This window comes from Amycolatopsis sp. NBC_00345 (assembly GCF_036116635.1).
Lineage (GTDB): Bacteria > Actinomycetota > Actinomycetes > Mycobacteriales > Pseudonocardiaceae > Amycolatopsis.
Window position 1 is genome coordinate 8,102,392 of the sequence record NZ_CP107995.1, and the last position, 21,542, is coordinate 8,123,933.

Annotated in this window: 21 protein-coding genes; 11 read left to right on the forward strand and 10 right to left on the reverse strand. The window is 69.5% G+C overall.

Features of this window, described 5'->3' with window-relative positions; genetic code table 11:
- Window positions 1-43 precede the first annotated feature (43 nt).
- From OG943_RS36565 to OG943_RS36595, 7 genes are all read left to right on the forward strand, one after another.
- Complete coding sequence (locus tag OG943_RS36565) at window positions 44-1,642, forward strand: protein kinase family protein (RefSeq protein ID WP_328605482.1); 1,599 nt, start codon at window positions 44-46, stop codon at window positions 1,640-1,642.
- 31 nt (window positions 1,643-1,673) lie between these two features.
- Window positions 1,674-2,336 carry an RNA polymerase sigma factor SigM gene (sigM, locus tag OG943_RS36570; RefSeq protein WP_328605483.1) on the forward strand — a complete coding sequence of 221 codons (663 nt, stop codon included), beginning with the start codon at window positions 1,674-1,676 and terminating at the stop codon, window positions 2,334-2,336.
- Window positions 2,333-3,139 (forward strand): hypothetical protein, encoded by an 807-nt coding sequence (locus tag OG943_RS36575; RefSeq protein WP_328605484.1) that lies wholly within the window; start codon window positions 2,333-2,335, stop codon window positions 3,137-3,139. The genes sigM and OG943_RS36575 overlap by 4 nt, the downstream gene beginning before the upstream one ends.
- 115 nt (window positions 3,140-3,254) lie before the next feature.
- Window positions 3,255-4,247, forward strand: a complete 993-nt coding sequence (trxB, locus tag OG943_RS36580) for a thioredoxin-disulfide reductase (protein WP_328605485.1) — start codon at window positions 3,255-3,257, stop codon at window positions 4,245-4,247.
- Window positions 4,248-4,276: 29 nt separating this feature from the next.
- A complete protein-coding gene (gene trxA, locus OG943_RS36585; RefSeq protein ID WP_091624505.1) occupies window positions 4,277-4,600 on the forward strand; it encodes a thioredoxin in 324 nt (107 codons plus the stop codon).
- 278 nt (window positions 4,601-4,878) lie between these two features.
- Window positions 4,879-6,027, forward strand: coding sequence for an N-acetylmuramoyl-L-alanine amidase (locus OG943_RS36590; protein WP_328605486.1), 1,149 nt, complete (start codon window positions 4,879-4,881; stop codon window positions 6,025-6,027).
- A gap of 1,264 nt (window positions 6,028-7,291) precedes the next feature.
- The gene (locus OG943_RS36595) at window positions 7,292-7,837 is read left to right on the forward strand and encodes a DUF4287 domain-containing protein (protein ID WP_328605487.1); all 546 of its coding nucleotides are present in this window, start codon (window positions 7,292-7,294) and stop codon (window positions 7,835-7,837) included.
- On the opposite strand, the gene OG943_RS36600 is transcribed toward OG943_RS36595, so the two are convergent.
- Window positions 7,838-8,482 carry a GNAT family N-acetyltransferase gene (locus OG943_RS36600; RefSeq protein ID WP_328605488.1) on the reverse strand — a complete coding sequence of 215 codons (645 nt, stop codon included), beginning with the start codon at window positions 8,480-8,482 and terminating at the stop codon, window positions 7,838-7,840. It abuts the gene before it with no gap.
- 196 nt (window positions 8,483-8,678) lie between these two features.
- Between OG943_RS36600 and OG943_RS36605 the strand changes: the two genes are divergently transcribed.
- Both OG943_RS36605 and OG943_RS36610 read left to right on the forward strand, forming a co-directional pair.
- A complete protein-coding gene (locus OG943_RS36605) occupies window positions 8,679-9,998 on the forward strand; it encodes an aminotransferase-like domain-containing protein (RefSeq protein WP_328605489.1) in 1,320 nt (439 codons plus the stop codon).
- 38 nt (window positions 9,999-10,036) lie between these two features.
- Entirely contained in the window at window positions 10,037-10,987 is a 951-nt protein-coding gene (locus tag OG943_RS36610) for a D-alanine--D-alanine ligase family protein (protein ID WP_328605490.1), read from the forward strand.
- A 123-nt stretch (window positions 10,988-11,110) separates the two neighbouring features.
- Here OG943_RS36610 and OG943_RS36615 read toward each other — a convergent pair whose 3' ends face one another.
- The 9 genes from OG943_RS36615 to rpmH form a co-directional block, all read right to left on the reverse strand.
- Window positions 11,111-12,133 carry a ParB/RepB/Spo0J family partition protein gene (locus OG943_RS36615; protein WP_328605491.1) on the reverse strand — a complete coding sequence of 341 codons (1,023 nt, stop codon included), beginning with the start codon at window positions 12,131-12,133 and terminating at the stop codon, window positions 11,111-11,113.
- Window positions 12,130-13,056 carry a ParA family protein gene (locus tag OG943_RS36620; RefSeq protein ID WP_328612246.1) on the reverse strand — a complete coding sequence of 309 codons (927 nt, stop codon included), beginning with the start codon at window positions 13,054-13,056 and terminating at the stop codon, window positions 12,130-12,132. Before OG943_RS36620 ends, OG943_RS36615 begins: the two co-directional genes overlap by 4 nt.
- A gap of 87 nt (window positions 13,057-13,143) precedes the next feature.
- A complete protein-coding gene (gene rsmG / locus OG943_RS36625) occupies window positions 13,144-13,824 on the reverse strand; it encodes a 16S rRNA (guanine(527)-N(7))-methyltransferase RsmG (protein WP_328605492.1) in 681 nt (226 codons plus the stop codon).
- Window positions 13,825-14,076: 252 nt separating this feature from the next.
- Complete coding sequence (locus OG943_RS36630) at window positions 14,077-14,295, reverse strand: DUF6886 family protein (protein WP_328612247.1); 219 nt, start codon at window positions 14,293-14,295, stop codon at window positions 14,077-14,079.
- 153 nt (window positions 14,296-14,448) lie between these two features.
- Window positions 14,449-15,006, reverse strand: a complete 558-nt coding sequence (locus OG943_RS36635) for a Jag family protein (protein ID WP_328605493.1) — start codon at window positions 15,004-15,006, stop codon at window positions 14,449-14,451.
- 30 nt (window positions 15,007-15,036) lie between these two features.
- Complete coding sequence (gene yidC, locus OG943_RS36640; RefSeq protein WP_328605494.1) at window positions 15,037-16,185, reverse strand: membrane protein insertase YidC; 1,149 nt, start codon at window positions 16,183-16,185, stop codon at window positions 15,037-15,039.
- Between the two features lie 4 nt (window positions 16,186-16,189).
- The gene (gene yidD / locus OG943_RS36645) at window positions 16,190-16,528 is read right to left on the reverse strand and encodes a membrane protein insertion efficiency factor YidD (RefSeq protein ID WP_328605495.1); all 339 of its coding nucleotides are present in this window, start codon (window positions 16,526-16,528) and stop codon (window positions 16,190-16,192) included.
- Window positions 16,529-16,533: 5 nt separating this feature from the next.
- Entirely contained in the window at window positions 16,534-16,965 is a 432-nt protein-coding gene (gene rnpA / locus OG943_RS36650) for a ribonuclease P protein component (protein ID WP_328605496.1), read from the reverse strand.
- 21 nt (window positions 16,966-16,986) lie between these two features.
- Window positions 16,987-17,130 (reverse strand): 50S ribosomal protein L34, encoded by a 144-nt coding sequence (gene rpmH, locus OG943_RS36655; RefSeq protein WP_091624469.1) that lies wholly within the window; start codon window positions 17,128-17,130, stop codon window positions 16,987-16,989.
- Window positions 17,131-17,723: 593 nt separating this feature from the next.
- Between rpmH and dnaA the strand changes: the two genes are divergently transcribed.
- Window positions 17,724-19,391, forward strand: a complete 1,668-nt coding sequence (gene dnaA, locus OG943_RS36660) for a chromosomal replication initiator protein DnaA (protein WP_328605497.1) — start codon at window positions 17,724-17,726, stop codon at window positions 19,389-19,391.
- A gap of 1,017 nt (window positions 19,392-20,408) precedes the next feature.
- Window positions 20,409-21,542 (forward strand): DNA polymerase III subunit beta, encoded by a 1,134-nt coding sequence (gene dnaN / locus OG943_RS36665; RefSeq protein WP_328605498.1) that lies wholly within the window; start codon window positions 20,409-20,411, stop codon window positions 21,540-21,542.

Genomic DNA, 21,542 nt, shown 5'->3' on the forward strand with positions numbered 1-21,542 from the left:
TCCGGGTACCCTCGGTCCGGGAGCGCGACGCGGGAGAGAAGCGGTGGACACGAGACGGAGCGAACAGGCAGGGGAGGCCAGCCGGTCGGGCATACGTGCCCAGGGCGGCTCGCTGGCCCCGGGCCGGGTCGTCGGCGACGGCCGGTACCGCCTGCTCGCGCAGTTCGGGGTGGACGAACGAGCCGCCGCGCACCTGTGGCGGGCACGCGATGGACAGCTGAAACGAGACGTCGCGCTGACCTTGCTGGTCGGCGACCCGGCGGACCCGGAGGCCGCGAGGCTGGCCCGGCGGACGCTGGAGCGCGCGGCGCACGCGTCGAAGTTCGGCCACGGCGGGGTCGCCAGGGTCCTCGACGTGCTGAGCCTCGGCAGCGGGGTCACCTCGAGCGAAGGGCTGCTCGGCGTCGTCGTGGCGGAGTGGACCAAGGGCAGTGACCTGGTCGACCTCGTCGCGCAGCGGCCGGTGGCGCCCGCCGCGGCCGCGCGGATGGTGCAGGCGCTCGCCGAAGCGGTGGAGCACGCGCACCAGAACGGCCTGGTCCTCGGCCTCGACCACCCCCAGCGCCTGCGGCTCACGCCGAACGGCGCGTTGAAGCTCGCGTTCCCCGGCCCGCTGCCGGAGGCGACGCTGCGCGACGACGTCAAGGCGCTCGGCGCGGTCCTTTACCTGCTGCTCACCGGCCGTTGGGCATTGCCGGGCGGGCCGCCCGCGATCCCCGCGGCGCCGCTGACCCCGCAGGGCCTGGTCGTGCCGCCGCGCACGCTGGTGCCCGCGGTGCCGCCGGAGCTGTCCTCGCTGGCCGTCCGCACGATCGAGGACGGTGGCAACGGCGGCATCCGGACCAGCTCGGCGATCCTGCGCGTACTCGGTCAGGTCGCCGACGAGGAGGAGCGCACCCAGCTGATCAAGGCGGTCGGTGACGGCGACGAAGCGCCGGCCGACGGCACGCTCTGGACCACGAAGAAGCCGGTGAAGGACGTCGCACGGCGGCGGAAGCTGGCGTTCGGCGTCACCGTGCTGGTGGTCGCCACCGTGGTGATCCTGGCCTGGGGCGGGCTGATGCTGATCAACCTGTTCCAGGGCGACTCGAAGGCCACCGGCCCGACGATCAACGTGGCGGCGCCGCCGACCAGCCAGAGCGCCGCGCCACCGGCGAACTCGGGCGCCCCGCCGTCCTCGCCGGCCCAGCCGAAGATCGGCGACCCGGTCACCCCGAAGTCGGCCACCGTCTACAACCCCGAAGGCTCGGGCGACAACCCCGGGCGGGCGAAGAACACCATCGACGGCGATCCCGGCACGACCTGGCGCACGGACCAGTACCAGCAGCAGCTGCCGGTGCTGAAGCCCGGCGTCGGCATCGTGGTCTCGTTCGACGACGCGGTGAACCTGGCGCAGGTGAAGATCACCGCCGACAGCCCGGGCACGAAGGTCGAGATCCGGTCCGCGGACAGCAAGAACCCGAAGCTCGAGGACACCAAGGTGGTCGGCTCCGGCGATCTGAACGGGACCGACACCACCATCACGCTCCAGCAGCCGACGCAGGGCCAGTACTTCGTCGTCTGGATCACCCAGCTGGGTGACGACAGCGACGGCGGCTTCATCAGCCAGATCGGGGACCTGAGCTTCCTGCCTGCGGGGTGACGCTCCTTACCCACTCAGTAGGCTCTCCCGGGTGACGGCTGCAGCTCCCACGGATGCTGATCTCATAGCGGCGCACGCCGCCGGGGATCCGCATGCGTTCAGTGAACTGGTCCGGCGACATCGGGACCGCCTCTGGGCGGTCGCGCTGCGGACGCTGCGGGATCCGGAAGAGGCCTCGGACGCGCTGCAGGAGGCGTTCATCTCGGCCTTCCGCGCGGCGGGCAACTTCCGCGCCGAGTCCCAGGTGACCACCTGGCTGCACCGGATCGTCGTCAACGCCTGCCTCGACCGCATCCGGCGACGGCAGGCCCGGCCCACCGTCCCGCTGCCCGAAACCGGCTTCAACGAGCCGGCGTCACCGCGCGACTCGATGGCGGAGAAGGAGACGAGCCTGCTCGTCCGCGCCGCGCTGGAGCAACTGCCCGAGGACCAGCGCGCACCGATCCTGCTCGTCGACGTCGAGGGTTATTCGGTGGCCGAGACGGCGAAGATGCTCGGCATCGCCGAGGGCACCGTGAAGAGCCGATGTGCCAGGGGGCGCGGGAAACTCGCGAAGGTTCTCGGGCATCTGCGGAACCCCGATGCGCACGAAGGCGTCCCAACTAACGAAAGCAAACGCAAGCGCGCCACTTCGGAGGGGTCCCGGAGTGCCGGGCGGGCCAACGGCTCGCCGGGGAACGGGGAGGGACGATGACGGACGAAAGTCGGGGGGTCGGCGGAGCCGCCGGCCCGCCCTGGTCTGTCGACCTGCTCGCCGACCTCCACGCGGGCGTCCTGACCGAGCCCGAGGCCGCCGAGCTGTGGCCCCGGGTGAACAACGACCCCGAAGCGCTCGCGGTCATCGAGGCGCTGGAGGCCACCACGGCCGACCTGGCGTCGCTCACGCTGGAGCCCGCCCCGCCGATGCCCGCCGAGTACGCGGCCCGGCTGGACGCGGCGCTGGCGGCGGAGGCCTCCGCCCGGCAGGCCGCCTCGTTTCCCGTCGCCACCCCGATCCCGGCGGCGGCACCGGCAGCTCCGGCGGCAGGCGACGCGCCCGTGGTGGACCTCGCGGCCGCACGGCGGAAGCGCAACCGGCGGCTCGGCTGGGGCGCCGGGGTGCTGACCGCGGCCGCTGCGGCGATCGTCGTGGTAGCGGTCACGGTGCCCGGCACCTCGCAGGAAACCGGGACCGGCGTGGCGGCACCCGCGCCGTCCGGGCCGTCCGTCAGCGGCGACGGCAACGGCGCTGAGGCCCTGCTGGGCGGCGCCATGGGCGTCCGCGACTTCGGCCCGCTCCAGGACGAGAAGCGGCTCGACGCGTGTGTCTCCGCGGCCGGGCTGGACCCGAACGTGCGCCCGGCGGGCATCCGGCCGGTGAACGTCGACGGCAAGGCCGGCGTGCTCGTCTTCTACACCACGGGCAAGATCGCGCAGTACCGGATCGTGGCCTTCGGCGCCGACTGCGGACCCGGCAGTCCCGACAAGCTGTTCGACAAGATCGTCGGGAAGAAATAGCCGCTGGTCGGGGCCGGTAATGGTTCGGTAAGTAGTGGGCGTCACCGTCGGGAACACCGCCACCTACGATCGTGTTGAGCCTGATGCATAGGTCACTACGAGCGGAGGTCCACGGGTGGTTGCCGAGGAAATCAGGAACCTGATCGTCGTCGGGTCTGGTCCTGCCGGTTACACCGCCGCGGTCTACGCGGCACGCGCACAGCTCGAACCGCTGGTCTTCGAGGGCACGCAGTTCGGCGGCGCGCTGATGACCACCACGGAGGTCGAGAACTTCCCCGGCTTCCGCGAAGGCATCCAGGGGCCGGACCTGATGGAGGAAATGCGCAAGCAGGCCGAGCGCTTCGGCGCCGAGCTGCGCGCGGAGGACGTCGAGTCGCTGGAGCTGACGGGTGACGTCAAGTACGTCGTCGCGAACGGCAAGCGCTACGCGGCCCGCGCGGTGGTCCTCGCCATGGGTGCGGCCGCGCGCTACCTCAACGTGCCGGGTGAGCAGGACCTGCTCGGCCGCGGTGTGTCGGCCTGTGCGACGTGCGACGGCTTCTTCTTCCGTGACCACGACATCGTGGTGGCCGGCGGCGGCGACTCCGCGATGGAGGAGGCGACCTTCCTGACGAAGTTCGCCAAGTCCGTCACCATCGTGCACCGCCGCGACGAGTTCCGGGCGTCGAAGATCATGCTCGAGCGCGCCCGCGCGAACGAGAAGATCAAGTGGCAGCTGAACTCCCAGGTCACCGGCGTCGAGGGTGACGGCAAGGTCCAGGGCGTCACGGTCAAGGACACCAGGACCGGCGACGAGCGGACGCTGGACGTCACCGGCTTCTTCGTCGCGATCGGCCACGATCCGCGCAGCGCGCTGGTGCAGGGCCAGGTCGACGTCGACGAGGACGGCTACGTCGTCACGCAGGGGCGTACTTCTTACACGAACGTGCCCGGCGTGTTCGCGGCCGGCGACCTGGTGGACCGCACCTACCGGCAGGCCATCACAGCGGCCGGCTCCGGCTGCAGCGCCGCCATCGACGCGGAACGATGGCTGGCGGAGCACGGTGACGCCGACGCCCACGAGGCCCCTGAACTGGTCGGCGGCGGCTACGGCCCCGGCGCCCACTGACTTTTCCCGACCACTCGAAGGAGAACCCGATGACCAACACGGTGAAGGTGACGGACAAGTCGTTCGTCGACGACGTCCTGACCAGCGACAAGCCGGTCCTGGTGGACTTCTGGGCCACCTGGTGCGGCCCGTGCAAGATGGTCGCCCCGGTGCTCGAGGAGATCGCGGCCGAGAACGGCGAGAAGATCACCGTCGCCAAGCTCGACATCGACGAGAACCCGAACACGGCGCGTGACTACCAGGTGATGTCGATCCCGACGCTGATCCTGTTCCAGGGCGGCAAGCCGGTGAAGCAGATCGTCGGCGCCAAGCCGAAGGCCGCGCTGCTGTCGGACCTGTCGGACGTGCTCTGAACAAGCGCACGCTGTCCAGTCGCTGAGAACCCGGGCCTGCGGTGATTCACCCGCGGGCCCGGGTTCTCGCACGTTCGGGCAAGGTGTCCGTGGCCATGATCACGCAGGTGCACGGCGTGTCCCCGGGCGTGAACCACGTTCGGGGGCTTGCCGCACAGACTGGGCCTGCGCGCTCACCGAGAGTTCACAGGGCACAATAGGTGCCTGGGCTTACCACCCATCCAGGTTTCTGTTTCGCATCGAGCTGGTTTCGGTGCCCTAGGAAGAGCGAGGAGTGCATGCGGGTACTCCGCCGCGGTGACACCGGTCCGGACGTCGCCGAGATCAGGGCGATCTTCGCCGGGATGGAACTGCTCCCTGCGGTCACCGAGACCGAGCAGTACGAGACCTTCGACGTGGCTGTCGAGCAGGCCGTTCGGGCCTTCCAGCAGCGGCGTGGGCTGATCACCGACGGTGTCGTGGGCCCCGCGACGTTCCAGGCGCTCAAGGGCGCCAGCTATCACCTCGGGAGCCGTCCGCTGGCGCACATGATGTCCTCGCCCGTGCAGGGTGACGACGTCTTCGCGCTGCAGGAGCGGCTCACCGAGCTGGGCTTCGACGCCGGCCGCCCGGACGGGCACTTCGGCCCGCAGACGGAGCGCGCACTGAAGACGTTCCAGCGCGACATGCGCCTGAACTCCGACGGAATCTGCGGCCCGGCCACGATCCGTGAGCTGCACCGCCTGTCGTCGCCGCGCGCCCGCGGTGGCCGCCCGGTCTTCCTGCGCGAGCAGGAGCAGGTCCGCCGCGCCGGCCCCCGGCTGCGCGGCAAGCGCATCGTGATCGACCCCGGCCACGGCGGCGAGGACCTCGGCGTGGTCGCCGGCGGCCTGCGTGAGGCGGACATCGCGTGGGACCTCGCGCGCCGGCTCGAAGGACGCATGCAGGCGACGGGCATGGAGGCGCTGATCTCCCGCGGCCCGAACCACAGCCCCACGGACTTCGAACGCGCCCGCTTCGCCAACGACGCCGGCGCGGACCTGTTCCTGTCCCTGCACAACGACGGCAACCCGTCGCCGCGCGCGCAGGGTGTGGCCAGCTTCCACTTCGGCACGGGCAACGGCACCACCTCCACGGTGGGTGAGCTGCTGGCGGGCTTCATCCAGCGCGAGGTCGCGGCCCGCACGGGCCTGCGCGACTGCCGCACGCACTACAAGACGTGGGAGATCTTCACCCGCACCCGCTGCCCGGCCGTCCGCGTGGAAATCGGCTACCTCACCAACCCGGACGACGCCCGCAACCTGGGCGACCCCGCCTTCCGCGACATCGTCGCCGAGGGCATCCTCATCGCGGTGAAACGCCTGTACCTCCTGGGTGAAGGCGACCAGCCCACGGGCACCTTCACCTTCGCCGACGTCCTGGCCCACGAACTCGCCAAGGCCGAGTAGCGGCTGTTCCTCGCCCGTTCGGTCGGCTTCGGCTTCGGCTTCGGCTTCGGCTTCGGCCAACCCTGCTGCTTGGCTCTTTGCGTCGGGTGCCCTCGGCCAAGATCTGCCGACACAGTTTGACCATGCGCCGCGCGGCCAGCCTCCTGTCCGAGCATGTCCTGCTACTGGTCCGGGCTTCTGCCCGGCCAGTGCGGTCCTGACCTGGGCTGCCCGACTCAGCCGCCCGAGCGGTCCGGCACCCGGAACCTGCTCCGACCGCCTGCCCCCGCGATCCGATCGGTTAGGCGGACGTTGACACCCCGCTGAGACTGCCGTTCGCACGTCGCTTGAACTTGCCCGTTCGCCTCCGCACTTGAACAGTCGTTCGCACCTCACTTGGCAGACGCACGCTCCGCGTACAGAAGTGCGTCCCTCCGCCGCGCGATCCCGCCGCCGTACAAGACCTCCGCCATCGGATCCGCTCCGGTGTGCGACCCGCTCCAGCTTGATCCGGTCCTCCAGCGGTACCCGGGAATCTCCCGCCACCCCTCCGCCAAGCCCGTGGACGTCCTGCCCGCTCCCAAACTCCCCGGCACTCCGAGCCGGACATCGTCGCAGCCGCTCAACCCCCTGACACCCAACCCGGCTCTCCTACTACCTCAGCCACCACCCACCCGGCTCGCCTGACCGCCCCGCCTAACCAGCCGCCCTCGCCCAACCAGCATCACCGGTCACCTAGCCGCACCGGTCACCCAGCGTCACACCCACAACCGGCCCCACCAACGATCCACCGCCCACCAAACCCCCAGCCGGCCACCACTCCACGAGAGCAACCCGCCGCCCCACCCTCTCGCCCCATCCCAACGCCACGCGACCTCACCTCACCCCACCCCCAGCAGACAACCCACCTACGCCCCACCAGTCACACACGCCACTCCACAACCAGAGTCCCCGGTCCGTTTCCGTCGCCCTCAGCGCCGCCACAACCCGTTGCGCTCGCTCCCCACCAGACCCACCACACCTTGGGGCAGCCCCCGCCCTCCTCGGGGGGCGTCCCCAGATCCAGTCTAGTCATCCACAGGTTTTCCACGGCCTCTATCAGCAATCTGTGGATAACTCGGCACTTCTTCCACAGTTGTGCACAGCGTCCGGAATCGGATCTTTCCGGCAGGGGCGGGCGTGCTAGAGAGGGTGGGGGTGCTGGTCGGAGGAGGGTGGCGGCGGGTGTCGAAATGGGGGAGGTGGTGTCGACGTCCTGTGTGTGCAGGAGACAGGAGGAGGCGTGATGGGCGGGACGAAGCTGACCTCGGGCGAGGCCGTGCGGAAGGCGACCGGGCTGAGCTGGGACGAGTGGGGCGAGGTGCTCGACGCCTGGGGCGCGCGAGAGCGAAGCCACGGCGAGATCGTGAAATGGCTCATGACCGAGCGTGGTCTCGGCAGCTGGTGGGCGCAGACAGTGACCGTCGAGTACGAGCGGGCGCGGGGATTGCGGACGCCCGGCAGTGGGCGCGACGGCCTCTACACCGTGAGCGCGAGCAAGACGGTCGGCGCGTCCGTCGAGGAGCTGTTCCGGGCCGTCACCGACCCCGGGCTGCGCGAGGGCTGGCTGCCGGACGGTCTGCTCACCGAGCGGACCACACAACCGCACCGCTCAGCCCGGTTCGACTGGGGTGACGGCACCACCAGAGTCAACATCGGATTTGTCGACAAAGGGACACGGGCGCAGATCGCCCTCGCCCACGAGCGCCTCCCTGACCAGGAGACGGCCGACCAGACCAAGCAGTACTGGCGGGACCGCCTCACCCGGCTCAAGCAGCTGCTCGAAGGCTGATCAGGCGCGCCCGAGGCTCGGCTCGGCCGTGGTGATCGTCACCTGGCCGAGCAGCCGCTCCAGCGCCGCCTCGACGTCTTCCTTCCAGCTGATCGCCGAGCGCAGCTCGAGGCGCAGCCGCGGCCACTTCGAGTGCGGGCGGACGGTCTTGAAGCCCACGCTCTGCAGGAACGCCGCCGGCAGCACGCACGTGTGCTGGTCCATCGGGTCGGCTTCATCCGGCCTCGCGTCGCCGAAGGCCTCGATCGCGCGGACGCCGCGTTTGGTCAGGTCCTTCGCAACGGCCTGGACCAGCATGCGGCCGAGTCCGCCGCCGCGGAACTCGGGGAGCACCTGGAACGCCGTGAGGAGCACGGCGTCGGCGCTGGGCGGCGACGTGGGGAAGGCCAGTGAACGCGGGACGGCGTTCGGCGGCGCGTACAGCACGAACCCGACCGGCAGCGTGTCGCTGTAGACGATGCGGCCGCAGGAGCCCCACTCCAGCAGCACGCTGGAGACCCAGGCCTCCTTCTCGACCTCCGTGGAGCCGAACTCCTCGGCCTGCGCCTTCAGATGCGGCGCCAGCTCCCAGTACACGCACTGACGGCAGCCCTTGGGCAGGTGCTCCAGGTTGTCCAGGGTGACGCCCACGACGCGACGCGACACCTGAAACCTCCTGAAAGCCTCACCCGACAACTCACCACCGGCCTCTTCACCCGCGCGAGCGCAGGCAGTACCGGAAGAGCCTCACCGAGGATAAGCCGATGTGACGAGCGCCGGAAGAGCGGGGACCGCGAAGAGGCCGCGGTTACACTCGATGGATCTACCAGCAGGTACCACCGAGCCCTCCAGGTTGCCGTCGATGACCGAGAATCGCCCCGCCAAGCCGCAAGCCGGCCGCCACAACCTCGACCCGCACCTCGACCGGTACGCCGCGCGCACCGCGGGGATGACCGCTTCGGAGATCCGAGCGCTCTTCGCGGTGGCCAGCCGGCCCGAGGTGGTCTCCCTGGCCGGCGGGATGCCGAACCTCGCGGCGCTTCCGCTGGACACGCTGTCGACGCAGGTCGGCGAGATCATCGCCGAAGAGGGGCTCGTCGCGCTCCAGTACGGCTCCGCGCACGGCGTGCCGGCGTTGCGGGACCAGATCTGCGAAGTGATGGCGATCGAGGGCATCAAGGCGCACCCGGACGACGTCGTCGTTACCGTCGGCTCCCAGATGGGCCTGGACATGGTGACGCGGCTGTTCTGCGACCCGGGCGACGTCGTGATCGCGGAAGGCCCGTCGTACGTCGGCGCGCTCGGCTCGTTCTCCGCGTACCAGGCGAAGGTCGTGCACGTCGCGATGGACGACCAAGGGCTCGTGCCCGAGGGGCTGCGCGAGGCTCTGCAGCACGCCGAGAAGGTCGGCCAGCGCGTCAAGTTCCTTTACACCATCCCGAATTTCCACAATCCCGCCGGCGTCACGCTCGCGCTGGAGCGGCGCGCGGAGATCGTGGAGATCTGCCGCGAGCACGGCGTGCTGATCGTCGAGGACAACCCGTACGGCCTGCTCGGCTTCGACGGCCAGACCTACCCGGCGCTGCGCTCGATCGACCCCGACAACGTCGTGTACCTCGGTTCGTTCTCGAAGACGTTCGCCTCCGGCCTGCGCGTCGGCTGGGTCCTCGCGCCGCACGCGGTGCGCGAAAAGCTCGTGCTGGCAGCGGAATCCGCGACACTGTGCCCGCCGACGTTCAACCAGATGATCGTCTCGCGCTACCTCGCGACGCACGACTGGAAGGGCCAGGTCAAGAAGTTCCGGGAGAACTACCGCGAGCGGCGCGACGCGATGCTGTCCGCGCTGCACCAGTACCTGCCCCCCGGCTGCTCCTGGACGAACCCCGACGGCGGCTTCTACGTGTGGGTCACCGTGCCTGAAGGTGTTGACACCAAAGCAATGTTGCCCCGCGCTGTCACCGCGCGCGTGGCGTACGCGTCGGGCACCGGCTTCTACGCGGACGGCTTCGGCTCGCGCCAGATGCGGCTGTCGTACTGCTACCCGACGCCGGAGCGCATCCGCGAGGGCGTGCGGCGGCTCGCCGCGGTGCTGGAGTCCGAAATGGACCTCGGCCGCACTTTCGGTAGCGTGAAGGCGCGCACCATCCCGGGGTCAGAAACCCCGTCTCCGGACACGGTCTGACCGACCGCAGGTCCACCCACAGCTAAGGAGTTCCCACGGTGGTCGACCGTACCGTTGCCGTGCTCGCCGGCGGGCTTTCCCACGAACGCGACGTCTCCCTCCGCTCCGGCCGCCGGCTTTCGGCCGCGCTGCGCACCGAGGGGCTGACGGTCGAGGAGTGGGACACCGACGCCGGGCTGCTGGAGCGGCTGCGGACGCAGCGGCCCGACGCCGTGGTCGTCGCGCTGCACGGCGGCGAGGGCGAGAACGGCTCGGTGCAGACCGTGCTGGAGATGCTCGACGTGCCGTTCGTCGGCACCAGCTCCCAGGGCTGCCGCCGCGCGTGGGACAAGCCCACCGCCAAGGCCTTCGTGCAGCAGGCCGGCTTCTCGACGCCGGACTGGATCGTCCTGCCGCACAGCACTTTCCGCGAGCTCGGCGCGCAGTCGGTGCTCGACGCGATGGTGGAGCGGCTCGGCCTGCCCCTGATCCTCAAGCCGGACCAGGGCGGCTCGGCGCTCGGCACCCAGGTGGTCCGCGAGGCGGCGGAACTGCCTGCGGCGATGGTCGGCTGCTTCGCTTACGGCGACACCGTGCTCGCGGAACGGTTGGTGGACGGCGTCGAGGTGGCCGTGACGGTCGTCGAGGGGGAGAACGGGGCCGAGGCCCTGCCCGCGGTCGAGATCGTGCCAGAGAGCGGCGTCTACGACTACACCGCGCGCTACACGGCGGGGCTGACGGACTTCTTCACGCCGGCGCGGATCTCCGACGAAGCCTCGAAGGCAGTCAGCGAACTCGCGGTCGCCGCGCACCAGTGGCTCGGCCTCCGGGACATCTCACGCACCGACGCCGTGGTCATGTCCGACGGCACGGTGCAGTTCCTCGAAGTGAACCTGTCGCCGGGGCTCACCGAGACCTCGACCGTGCCGATGGCGGTGGAGGCCGCGGGGAAGTCGCTCGGCTCGGTGTTCGCCGAACTCATCACCCGCGCCGTCACCCGCGCCAGCTGACTCCCGGCCGTCGCCGCCCGCCCAGAGCGGCGGCGAACCGACCGGCTCTCGATGATCACCCAGGGTGCTGTCGGACGTCCCGGTAAGCAATCATCACCGTGACGAAACGACCCTGGGTGATCCCTAGTCGGTTTCCTCTGTCCGATTCGCCGTTTTTTCACCCGCGTCCGCATCGATCAGCGCGACGATGCGTTCGAGGTCGTCCACCGAGCCGAACTCGAGCACGATGCGTCCCTTGCGCCGGCCGAGGTCCACTTTCACGCGGGTGTCGAACCGGTCGGACAGCCGGTTGGCGAGTTCCTGCAACCCCGGCGCCTGGATCGGCTTGCGGGCAGCGGGCTTGGGCTTGGCCGGCTTCTCGCTCTTCTTCAGCGTGACGGCTTCCTCGGTCGCGCGGACCGACATGCCCTCCGCGATGATCCGCGCCGCCAGCTCTTCCTGACTCTCGGGATCCTCGAGGGAGAGCAGCGCCCGCGCGTGCCCGGCCGACAGCACACCCGCGGCGACGCGACGCTGGACAGGGAGGGGCAGCTTGAGGAGCCGGATCGTGTTGGTGATGACGGGGCGGCTCCGGCCGATCCGTCCGGCCAGCTCCTCGTGCGTCACCGCGAACTCGTCGAGCAGCTGCTGGTACGCGGCCGCCTCCTCGAGCGGGTTCAGCTGGACGCGGTGGATGTTCTCCAGCAACGCGTCGCGCAGCATGGACTCGTCGGCGGTCTGCCGGACGATCGCCGGGATCGCCTCCAGCTCGGCCTGCTGCGACGCGCGCAGGCGCCGCTCACCCATGACGAGCTCGTACTCGTTCTCACCGAGCTCGCGCACGACGATCGGCTGCATGAGCCCGAACTCGCGGATGGAGTGCTCGAGCTCGCTCAGCGCTTCTTCGTCGAAGACCTGACGGGGCTGCTTCGGGTTCGGCTTGATCGAGCCCACGGGGATCTCTCGATACACCGCACCGGCGACCTCGCCACCGACGGGCGTCACCGCTTCGTTCGCCGGGAACCAACCCTTGTCGTCGCGCCCCGCCTTCTCGGCCGGGGCACCGCCTTCGCCGGCGGAGGGCGCCGACGGGCCGGCCGTGGTGGCCGGCCCGGTCGGGATCAGGGCCGCGAGCCCGCGCCCCAGCCCTCCTCTGCGCTCAGTCATGCGCTATTGCTCCTTCCTTCGCTCGCACCACGTTCCGCGATCTCCTTCGCCGCGTCGAGGTAGCTCATCGCGCCACGTGAACCGGGGTCGTAGGAGAGCACGGTCTGGCCGTACCCGGGCGCCTCCGACACCTTCACGCTGCGGGGGATGACGGTCTTCAGCACAGTGTCGCCGAAGTGGTTCCGGACCTCGTTGGTCACCTGGTCGGCCAGCTTGGTGCGGCCGTCGTACATGGTGAGCAGGATCGTGGACACGAGGAGCTCGCGGTTGAGGTGCTGCTGCACGAGCTCGATGTTGCTCAGCAGCTGCCCCAGACCTTCCAGCGCGTAGTACTCGCACTGGATCGGGATGAGCACCTCCTGCGCGGCGACCATCGCGTTGACGGTGAGGAGGCCGAGCGACGGCGGGCAGTCGATGAAGACGTAGTCGACGCCGATCTGGTCGAGCACCTCGTCCGACAGCGCCTCCTTCAGACGTGTCTCGCGGCTCGCCATGGAGACGAGCTCGATCTCCGCACCGGCGAGGTCGATGGTCGCGGGGACGCAGAAGAGGTTGGGCGACTGCTCGCTGGTGGCGGCCGCCTCCGCGAGCGACACCTCGCCGATGAGCACCTCGTAGATCGACGGCGTCCCGGAACGGTGCTCGATGTCGAGCGCCGTGCTGGCGTTGCCCTGGGGGTCGAGGTCGATCACCAACGTCTTGAGTCCGTGCACAGCGAGCGCGGCGGCGAGGTTCACCGTGCTCGTGGTCTTGCCGACGCCGCCCTTCTGGTTGGCGACCGTCAGCACGCGTCGCCGGGTGGGTCGGGGGAGTGAGCCTTCCTTCGGGTGCAGGACGCTGGCGGCTCGGACGGCTTCTTCGGCGATCGGCGTCCAGCCCAACTCGTGGCCGGTGCTCGCAGGGTCGGACGGTGGGGGATTCACCTGTCTCGACACCTCCTCTGTGTAGACGATTCGGTGGCGTTCGAACCGCGTTGTTTCACGTGGAACGCCGCGGCTGGTTCTCGTGCGCTAGCTCCGCCTGCCTCGTGACCGGGACGGCTTCGATGGCAGGCGGCGGATCATCACGACCGTGCTGGGGACCTCGAGTACTGCTTTGCCGCACTCAGCGAGTTCCGGATCGGCACCGCCCGCCTTACGTACGGCGTCGCGATCCCGCTCGATCTCCTCTCCCGCGCTGGCGCCCTTGAGCGCGACCAGACGGCCCTCGGGACGAACCAACGGAAGACACCAGCCCGCGAGGCGAGCGAGGGGAGCAACTGCGCGAGCGGTGACGATGTCGGCGCCACCCAGCTGTTCGCGCACGGACCGCTCCTCCGCCCGTCCACGGACGACGGTGATCGGGAGTTCCAGCTTCTCGGCGACCTCGGCCAGCCAGTCAACCCGGCGGGCCATCGGTTCAAGGAGAACGATAGCGAGGTCCGGTCGGGCGATCGCCAGCGGCACGCCTGGAAGGCCGGCCCCCGATCCGACGTCGACCACGCTGGCGCCTTCGGGGATCTGCTCGCCGATGACGGCGGAGTTCAGCACGTGCCGATCCCACAGCCGTTCGACCTCGCGCGGCCCGATCAACCCACGCTCGACTCCGTGGGTCGTCAGCAGATCGACATAGCCGGCGGCTTGGTCGACGCGATCTCCGAACACTGCCGCCGCCGCGGTCCGCACCGTCCCGGTGGCGCCGTCCAAGCTCACTACACCCACTCCTCGATCCGCGCGTTTCACGTGAAACGCGCTCGTTTGATTGTCCCCGATGCCGAGCCCAAATCGAGCCGACAGACCGCAACTGTGGACAACTCCACTCAGGTGCTCCGCCCTGTGGGCAACCGGGCGCCGGTTTCACGTGAAACGCGGTCGGCGACGGCGAGACCGGATGGGCGCGTTTCACGTGAAACGCCACGCTTGTAATTCGCTCAGCGACGCCGACCTCGCGAACGGTCCGGGCGTCTACTTCCGAGGGGCAGCGTTGCGGAGACGCTCCGGCGGCCCGAGCGGCGAGACAGCGCCCGTAAACACGTGGGCATGAGACTTGGGGGAGTCGTACGGTGTGAACGCATCGGCGGGCAGTCGGTAGGCGAAGAGGTGAACCGCGCGCATCCTGTCGAGCCAGGCGTACTCGATCGCGTGCATCCGCGTCGCACCACCCGGACCGAGGATGCTCGCCATCAACGGCCCGGGCGCATGCCTCAGTTCCAGTCGCGTCACCCGCTGAGGGGTCGGCGTTCCAGCACAGCCGGACACAAACGAAGCGGCCCGCCGGACGAGTGTCCAGCGGGCCGCTTCGGCTCAGTGCTCAGTTCTCAGTGAAACAGGAAGGCGTCAGCCCTCCGGGAAGATCACCACACGACGCTTCGGGTCCTCGCCCTCGCTCTCGCTCGTGACGCCCTCGACGGTCGCGACCGCGTCGTGCACCACCTTGCGCTCGAACGGGCTCATGGGCTGCAACCGCACGCGCTCGCCGCTCGAGAGCACCGACTCGGCCGTGGAGCGGCCGAGCTCGCGGAGCTCCTCGCGACGGTCCGCGCGCCAGCCCGCGATGTCCAGCATGAGGCGGCTACGCGAGCCGGTCTCCTGCTGGACGGCGAGGCGGGTCAGCTCCTGCAGCGACTCGAGCACGGTGCCGCGCGGCCCGACGAGCTTCTCCAGGTCCTCACCGCCGTCGATGCTCACGATCGCGCGACCGGCCTCGACGTCGAGGTCGATGTCCCCGTCGTAGTCGAGCAGGTCCAGCAGGCGCTCCAGGTAGTCGCCGGCGATGTCACCCTCCTGTACGAGGGAGTCGTCGGCACCTCCCTGCTTCTCCGCGGGGGCGGCGGCAGTCTCGGCCACGCCCGCGTCATCCTGATCGGCTTCGATCGTGTCGACCGTCTCCGACATCATTCGTCTCCTCTCCGAACCGGATCGACGTCAGCGACGCTTCCGGCCCGACTTCCTGTTCGAGTCCTTGAGGAGCCCCGGCACCCCGGTGCCGTTCTCCTTCGATCCGTTCTGAGCCGGCTGCTTCTCCGGCTCGGACGGGGTGGTCGTGTTCTCCGGTGTGGCGGACGGCTTGCTCTCGACGCCGCCGGAGGACGAGGACGTCTGCGCGAAACCGTGGGCAGAGCCCGCCTTGGTCACCTTGCCCTGCTGCCCGCTGCCGGACGACTGGTTCTTCTTCTGCTGGACCGGCTTCTGCCCGACCTTCGGCGCGGTCGGCTTCTGGCCCGGCTTCGGGCCGAGCGACGCGCGCTTCTCGGCGGCTTCCTCCTTGCGAGCCTTCTCTTCCTTGTCGATCTTCGTGTAGACGAGGCGCTGCTGCATCAGGGTCCAGCCGTTGTTCGCCAGCCAGTAGAAGAGCAGGCCGAGCGGGAACAGCGCACCGAACACGAGCACACCGAGCGGGAAGACGTACATGGTCAGCTTGTTCATGATCGCGGTCTGCGAGGTGGCCGACGCGGCGTTCTGCCGGGCGACCGAGTGCCGCGCAGTGAGGTGCGTGGCGATGGCCGCGACGATCATCAGGGGCAGCGCGACCGGCAGCACGTTCCAGTGCCAGCCGCTGCCGGCGACTCCACCGCTCACGACGCCGACGCCGTTGTTCACGGCCTCGCCGAGGTTGACCCCGAACAGCTTCGCGCTGACGTAGGAGTGGACGTCGGACTGGCTGAAGAAGTAGTTCTCCGTCTTCGCGCCACCGCCGGCGGGCGGGATGGTGAACGCGCGGAGCACGTGGTTCAGGCCGATGAACACCGGGATCTGGAGAAGCATCGGAAGGCAGCTGCCGAGCGGGTTGACGCCGTGCTCGCGCTGGAGCTTCTGCATCTCCTGCGCCTGGCGCTGCCGGTCGTTCGCGTACTTCTTCTGGACCTTCTTCATCTCCGGCGCGAAGTCCTGCATCTTCTTCATCGACCGGACCTGGTTCACGAACGGCTTGAACATGATGCCGCGGACGGTGAACGTCAGGAAGATGATGCCGAGGATCCAGGAGATGGCCGAGGCGTCGCCGAACGCGAAGCCGAAGACCTTGTGCCAACACCACAAGATGAAGGACACGGGGTAGTAGATGAAATCGAGCACTGAGCTACTCCTCGATCGGTGTTTCAGGCATGCGGTGTCGCCACGAGAACTTCTCGGGGACCGGGTCGCGGCCGGGTGGCGTCCACGGGCCGCAGCGGAGCAGCCGGCGCAGCGCGAGGTAGGAGCCGCGGCCGGCGCCGTGCCGGGTCAGGGCTTCGACTGCGTACGCGCTGCAGCTCGGGTAGAAGCGACAGGCCGGCGGCAAGAAGGGGGAGATCGCCTTGCGATAGAACTTGATGGGAAGGAGCAGCACCCAGGCGACCGGGCCGGGGCGGGCCTCCGGGGCCCGCACCTCGGGTTCCTCGGGTGCCTCGCTGGCGTCGTGCTCGGGAGTGGCTTGCATTGCCGTTACACCGCTGATCCGTGGTCGGGGGCCGTGTCCTGCTGACGCGGCTGCCGGGGAGCACCGTCCCCGGCCGGACGACGGTGCGGCGCGAGACCGAGCCGGCGCAACGCCGCGTCGAGGTCGGCGCCGAGCTCCGCACTGGAAGCGGACGCCGCCGGAGGTAATGCCCGTACCACCAACGAGCTGCCGGGGGGCAGTGTTCCGAGCCGCGCGGAAACGAGATGCCGCAGCCGCCGGGAGACGCGGTGGCGGACCACCGAGTTCCCGACGGCCTTGCTCACCACAAAACCCGCCCTGACCGCATCGGGTGCGGCCTCGGACGGGTCCGTGGTCAACGCATGGACGACGAGATGACGCCTGCCTGCCCGGGACCCCCGGCGAAGGACGACCCGGAAGTCCTCACTCCGCCGCAGACGTGCGGCAACGGGCAGCACGGCGCGCCTCGACGAGCCGGATCAGGCGGACAGAGCGCCGCGGCCCTTGCGACGGCGGGCCGCCAGGATGGACCGGCCCGCACGAGTCCGCATGCGGAGGCGGAAACCGTGGACCCGGGCGCGTCGGCGGTTGTTCGGCTGGAAGGTGCGCTTACCCTTGCTCACTGCTTCTCCTGATGTGTCGGCCGTCGGGCGACGGATTTTCGGCCGTCTACCGGCATGTCGTGCGGTCGCACGGCAGTCTCTGGTGTCTCCTACCAACGTGTGGCCTCGTCACGACGAGCGACGACGTACGTGGGCACGCGAAACGCGCCCGTCGCTTACGGGAGACCTTACGAGGGTACGCACCCCGGTCGAGAGCCGTGAAGGCACCCCTCCGCCACGCACCGCGACCAGGCCTGGCCCGGGCCTTCCAGCACGCCCCGGCACCGAATGGCAACACGCCGTACAGCGTGAAATGCTTGCGCGCGACGACGCCTTGTGGCAGCGAGCGGGGCTTGTTAGCGTGCCTCTCTCGGGTCACCGGACGAGGTGGCGGCGGGATCACTGCCAGGGTGTGGAGGCACCCGGGGCGAACGTCGAACCCGCACGTGGCGTGGCCGCGGGCCGCCGTACATTAGTGCACAGCTGTGGACAACTATGTGGATATTCGCTGTGCCCGCGCGCAGGTCGGTCCAAGATGACGTCCGAGGGAGAGTTCCGGGCGTGTTTGGGGTGACTTCGCCGTCCACGCCGCCGAGGGGAGGGGAGCCAGACAGGTGTCCGAGCACCAGCACAATCTAGGTGTCATCTGGGAGCAGGTGGTGCGGGAGCTGTCGAACGGCACCCTGTCGCCGCAGCAGCGGGCCTGGATGCGCGTCACCCGGCCGATCGGCCTGCTCGACGGCACCGCTCTGCTGGCCGCCCCCAGCGACTTCGCGAAGGAAGCGATCGAACGCGGACTGCGCGGCGCGATCACCGACGCGCTGTCCCGCCGCCTCGGCCGCACCGTCTCACTCGCAGTGAAGGTCGACAGCACCGAAGCCGTCGCTCCGGCGCCCGCGCCCCGGTACGCCCCGTCACCCGCGAGAGTGGAAAACGGCCGGCCCGAGAACGGCAACGGCCACCTCGAGAACAGCAGGCACGAGAACCGCGCCGGGCAGCTGGCCGAGCCGTCGCGCCCGGCCTTCGACGGCAACGGCATGATGCCCGCGGCCGGCGCCGCGCGGCCCGCGCCGCCGCAGCAGATGTCCGCCGGGCAGCAGCTGTCCGCCGAGGACTCCGACGACACGGATGAAGAAGTGGACGAAGAGGGCGACGCCCTCGCCGCCGTGCACGAGATCTGGCCGTCCTTCTCCGGGCAGCCGACCGCCGGGCAGCCGTACACCGCGCCCGCGCAGCCGCAGACGTCGAAGACGAAGCTGAACGAGAAGTACACCTTCGACACGTTTGTCATCGGCGCGTCGAACCGCTTCGCGCACGCCGCCGCGTTCGCCGTCGCCGAAGCGCCGGCCCGCGCGTACAACCCGCTGTTCATCTGGGGCGAGTCCGGGCTCGGCAAGACGCACCTGCTGCACGCCGTCGGGCACTACGCGCAGCGGCTGTTCCCCGGCATGCGCGTGCGGTACGTGTCGACCGAAGAGTTCACGAACGACTTCATCAACTCGCTGCGAGACGACCGCAAGGTCGCCTTCCAGCGCCGCTACCGCGACATCGACATCCTGCTCGTGGACGACATCCAGTTCCTGGAGGGCAAGGAAGGCACCCAGGAGGAGTTCTTCCACACCTTCAACACGCTGCACAACGCGAACAAGCAGATCGTCGTCTCCTCCGACCGGCCGCCCAAGCGGCTGGAGACGCTGGAGGACCGGCTGCGGACGCGGTTCGAGTGGGGCCTGATCACCGACATCCAGCCGCCGGAGCTCGAAACCCGCATCGCCATCCTGCGCAAGAAGGCCGCGCAGGACCGGCTCGCGGTGCCCGGCGAGGTGCTGGAGTTCATCGCGTCGCGGGTCGAGGCGAACATCCGCGAGCTGGAGGGCGCGCTGATCCGCGTCACGGCGTTCGCCTCGCTGAACCAGCAGGCAGTCGACATCGGCCTGGCCGAGATCGTGCTGCGCGACCTGATCCCGGACTCCCACGCCCCGGAGATCACGGCGCCGACCATCATGGGCGTCACGGCGGAGTTCTTCGATGTCACGCTCGACGACCTCTGCGGCCCGGGCAAGACGAAGGCGCTCGCCACCGCCCGCCAGATCTCGATGTACCTCTGCCGCGAGCTGACCGACATGTCGCTGCCGAAGATCGGCCAGACCTTCGGCGGCCGCGACCACACCACCGTGATGCACGCGGACAAGAAGATCCGCAAGGAGATGGCGGAGCGCCGCCGTATCTACGACCAGGTGCAGGAGCTGACGTCGCGCATCAAGCAGCGCGCCCGCCAGTAGCCGCTTTCCCGAATCTCCGCTGAGCCGCGCGCGAGGCGTCACCGTCCACTGGGGCGGGGACGGCATGCGCGCGGCTTTGTCGTTTCGGCCCCAGTCGTTTCGGCCCCAGTCTCTTAGGCCAGTCCCTCGCGAGCCGGTGTCTCTTCAGGTCGTCGCCTCTTCAGTCCGGTGTCGTTTCCCTTACCAAACAACACTTCGCCGCGTACGCGGGTCCCACGTGGACGAAGGCGCCCGAAGCAGCGAAGCAAACGGCTGTGCTGTCGGCCACGTACACCCGCGTACGCAGGAATCCTCAAACCCATTGATACACAAGGGGTTTTCCCCACCCTGTGTGCAGTTTGCCCACAGCCCCAACGAGTTCTCAGCCTGCGACGACGCCGAATCCGTCCACACCCCGCCCACACTGAATCCACAGACTGTCCACAGGGTTGTCCACGTTGATTCCACAGGTTGCCCACACGTGATCCACATGCACCGCCCGTCACTCGCCAGAGCGAATCGGAGGGCCGCCGAGACCCACAGAGCCTGGGTACAACTCGGCTCACAGCTGGGGATAACCATGGGGACAACTAGGCCCGATTGTGGACAGATCGGCCATCGCCCGAAACCATCCACGGGTGGCCCGAGCTGTCCACGGATCCACCACCAGGGCTCTCCACACCCCCGCGCGTACCCCGACCTGCGCGAACGAGCTCCATCCACACAATCCACAGCCCCTATTACTGTCACTGCCCTTAGATCTTTTTAAGAAGAGAACAGAACAAAAACAGGCGATGGACGAAGTTGGGGACAACCGGCGAACGCTGTCGTCTTGTCGACAAACGCAAGGGGAGGCCGAGGTGACGGCAACCCCGGCGACGGCCTAACGTGGATGTCTGCACCTGGTCCGAACCCCGCGCCGACCCCGGTACGGGATCCGGGCCAGACCGGTGGGGACCCGGTCGCGCGGTACTCATGGGCCGGTACCCCGTCGACCCTTCACGAGCCGAGGGGCTCGGCTGTCGAAAGGATGCGCGCATGAAGATCCGCGTCGAGCGCGACGGGCTCGCCGACGCCGTCGCCTGGGTGGCCAGAAGCCTCCCGTCCCGGCCTCCGGTGCCGGTCCTGGGCGGTGTGCTGCTCGACGCAGGCGCGGACGGGGAGAGCGACGCGCTCACGGTGTCCGGCTTCGACTACGAGGTGTCCGCCACGGTGGGCGTCCCGGCGACGATCGCCGACGGCGGCCGCCTGCTGGTGTCCGGCCGGCTGCTGGCCGACATCACCAAGGCGCTGCCCGCGCAGCCGGTGGAGATCTCCGTCGACGGCTCCCGCGCGACGATCACCTGTGGCAGCGCCCGCTTCAGCCTCCCGACCATGCCGGTCGAGGACTACCCGCAGCTGCCGGCCCAGCCCGCGTTCGCCGGTGAGCTCACCGGCGACGTCTTCGGCCAGGCCGTGACGCAGGTGGTCACCGCGGCGGGCAAGGACGACACGCTCCCGATGCTGACCGGCATGCGGCTGGAGATCTCCGGCAGCACGCTGACGCTGGTGGCCACCGACCGCTTCCGCCTCGCCATGCGCGAGTTCACCTGGAAGCCCACCGAGGGCCTGGCCGACGCCGCGGTGCTTGTCCCGGCGCGCACGCTGGCCGAGGCCGCGAAGACGCTCGGCAGCGCCGGCAGCACGGTCAAGCTCGCGCTCGCCAGTGGCGAGGGCCTGCTCGGCCTGTCCGGCAACGGCCGGTACACGACCACCCGCCTGCTCGACGCGGAGTTCCCGCCGTACCGGCAGCTGCTGCCGGCCAGCCACACCTCCCGCGCGGTCATCGACGTCTCCGCGCTCGCCGAGTCGATCAAGCGCGTGTCGCTGGTCGCCGAGCGCGGCACGCAGGTGCGGCTCGAATTCGCCGACGGCTCGCTGCGGCTGTCCGCCGGCGGCGACGACGAGGGCAGCGCCGAAGAGGAGCTGCAGGTCGACTACGAGGGCGAGCCGGTGACCATCGCCTTCAACCCGGGTTACCTCGTCGACGGCCTCGGCGCGCTGCACAGCGATCGCGCCGAGCTGACGTTCACCACCCCGAACCGGCCGGCGCTGATCAAGCCCGCCGACGCCGAGGGCAACGTCGTCCCCGGCTACCTGTACCTGCTGATGCCGGTCCGGCTGCCCGGCTGA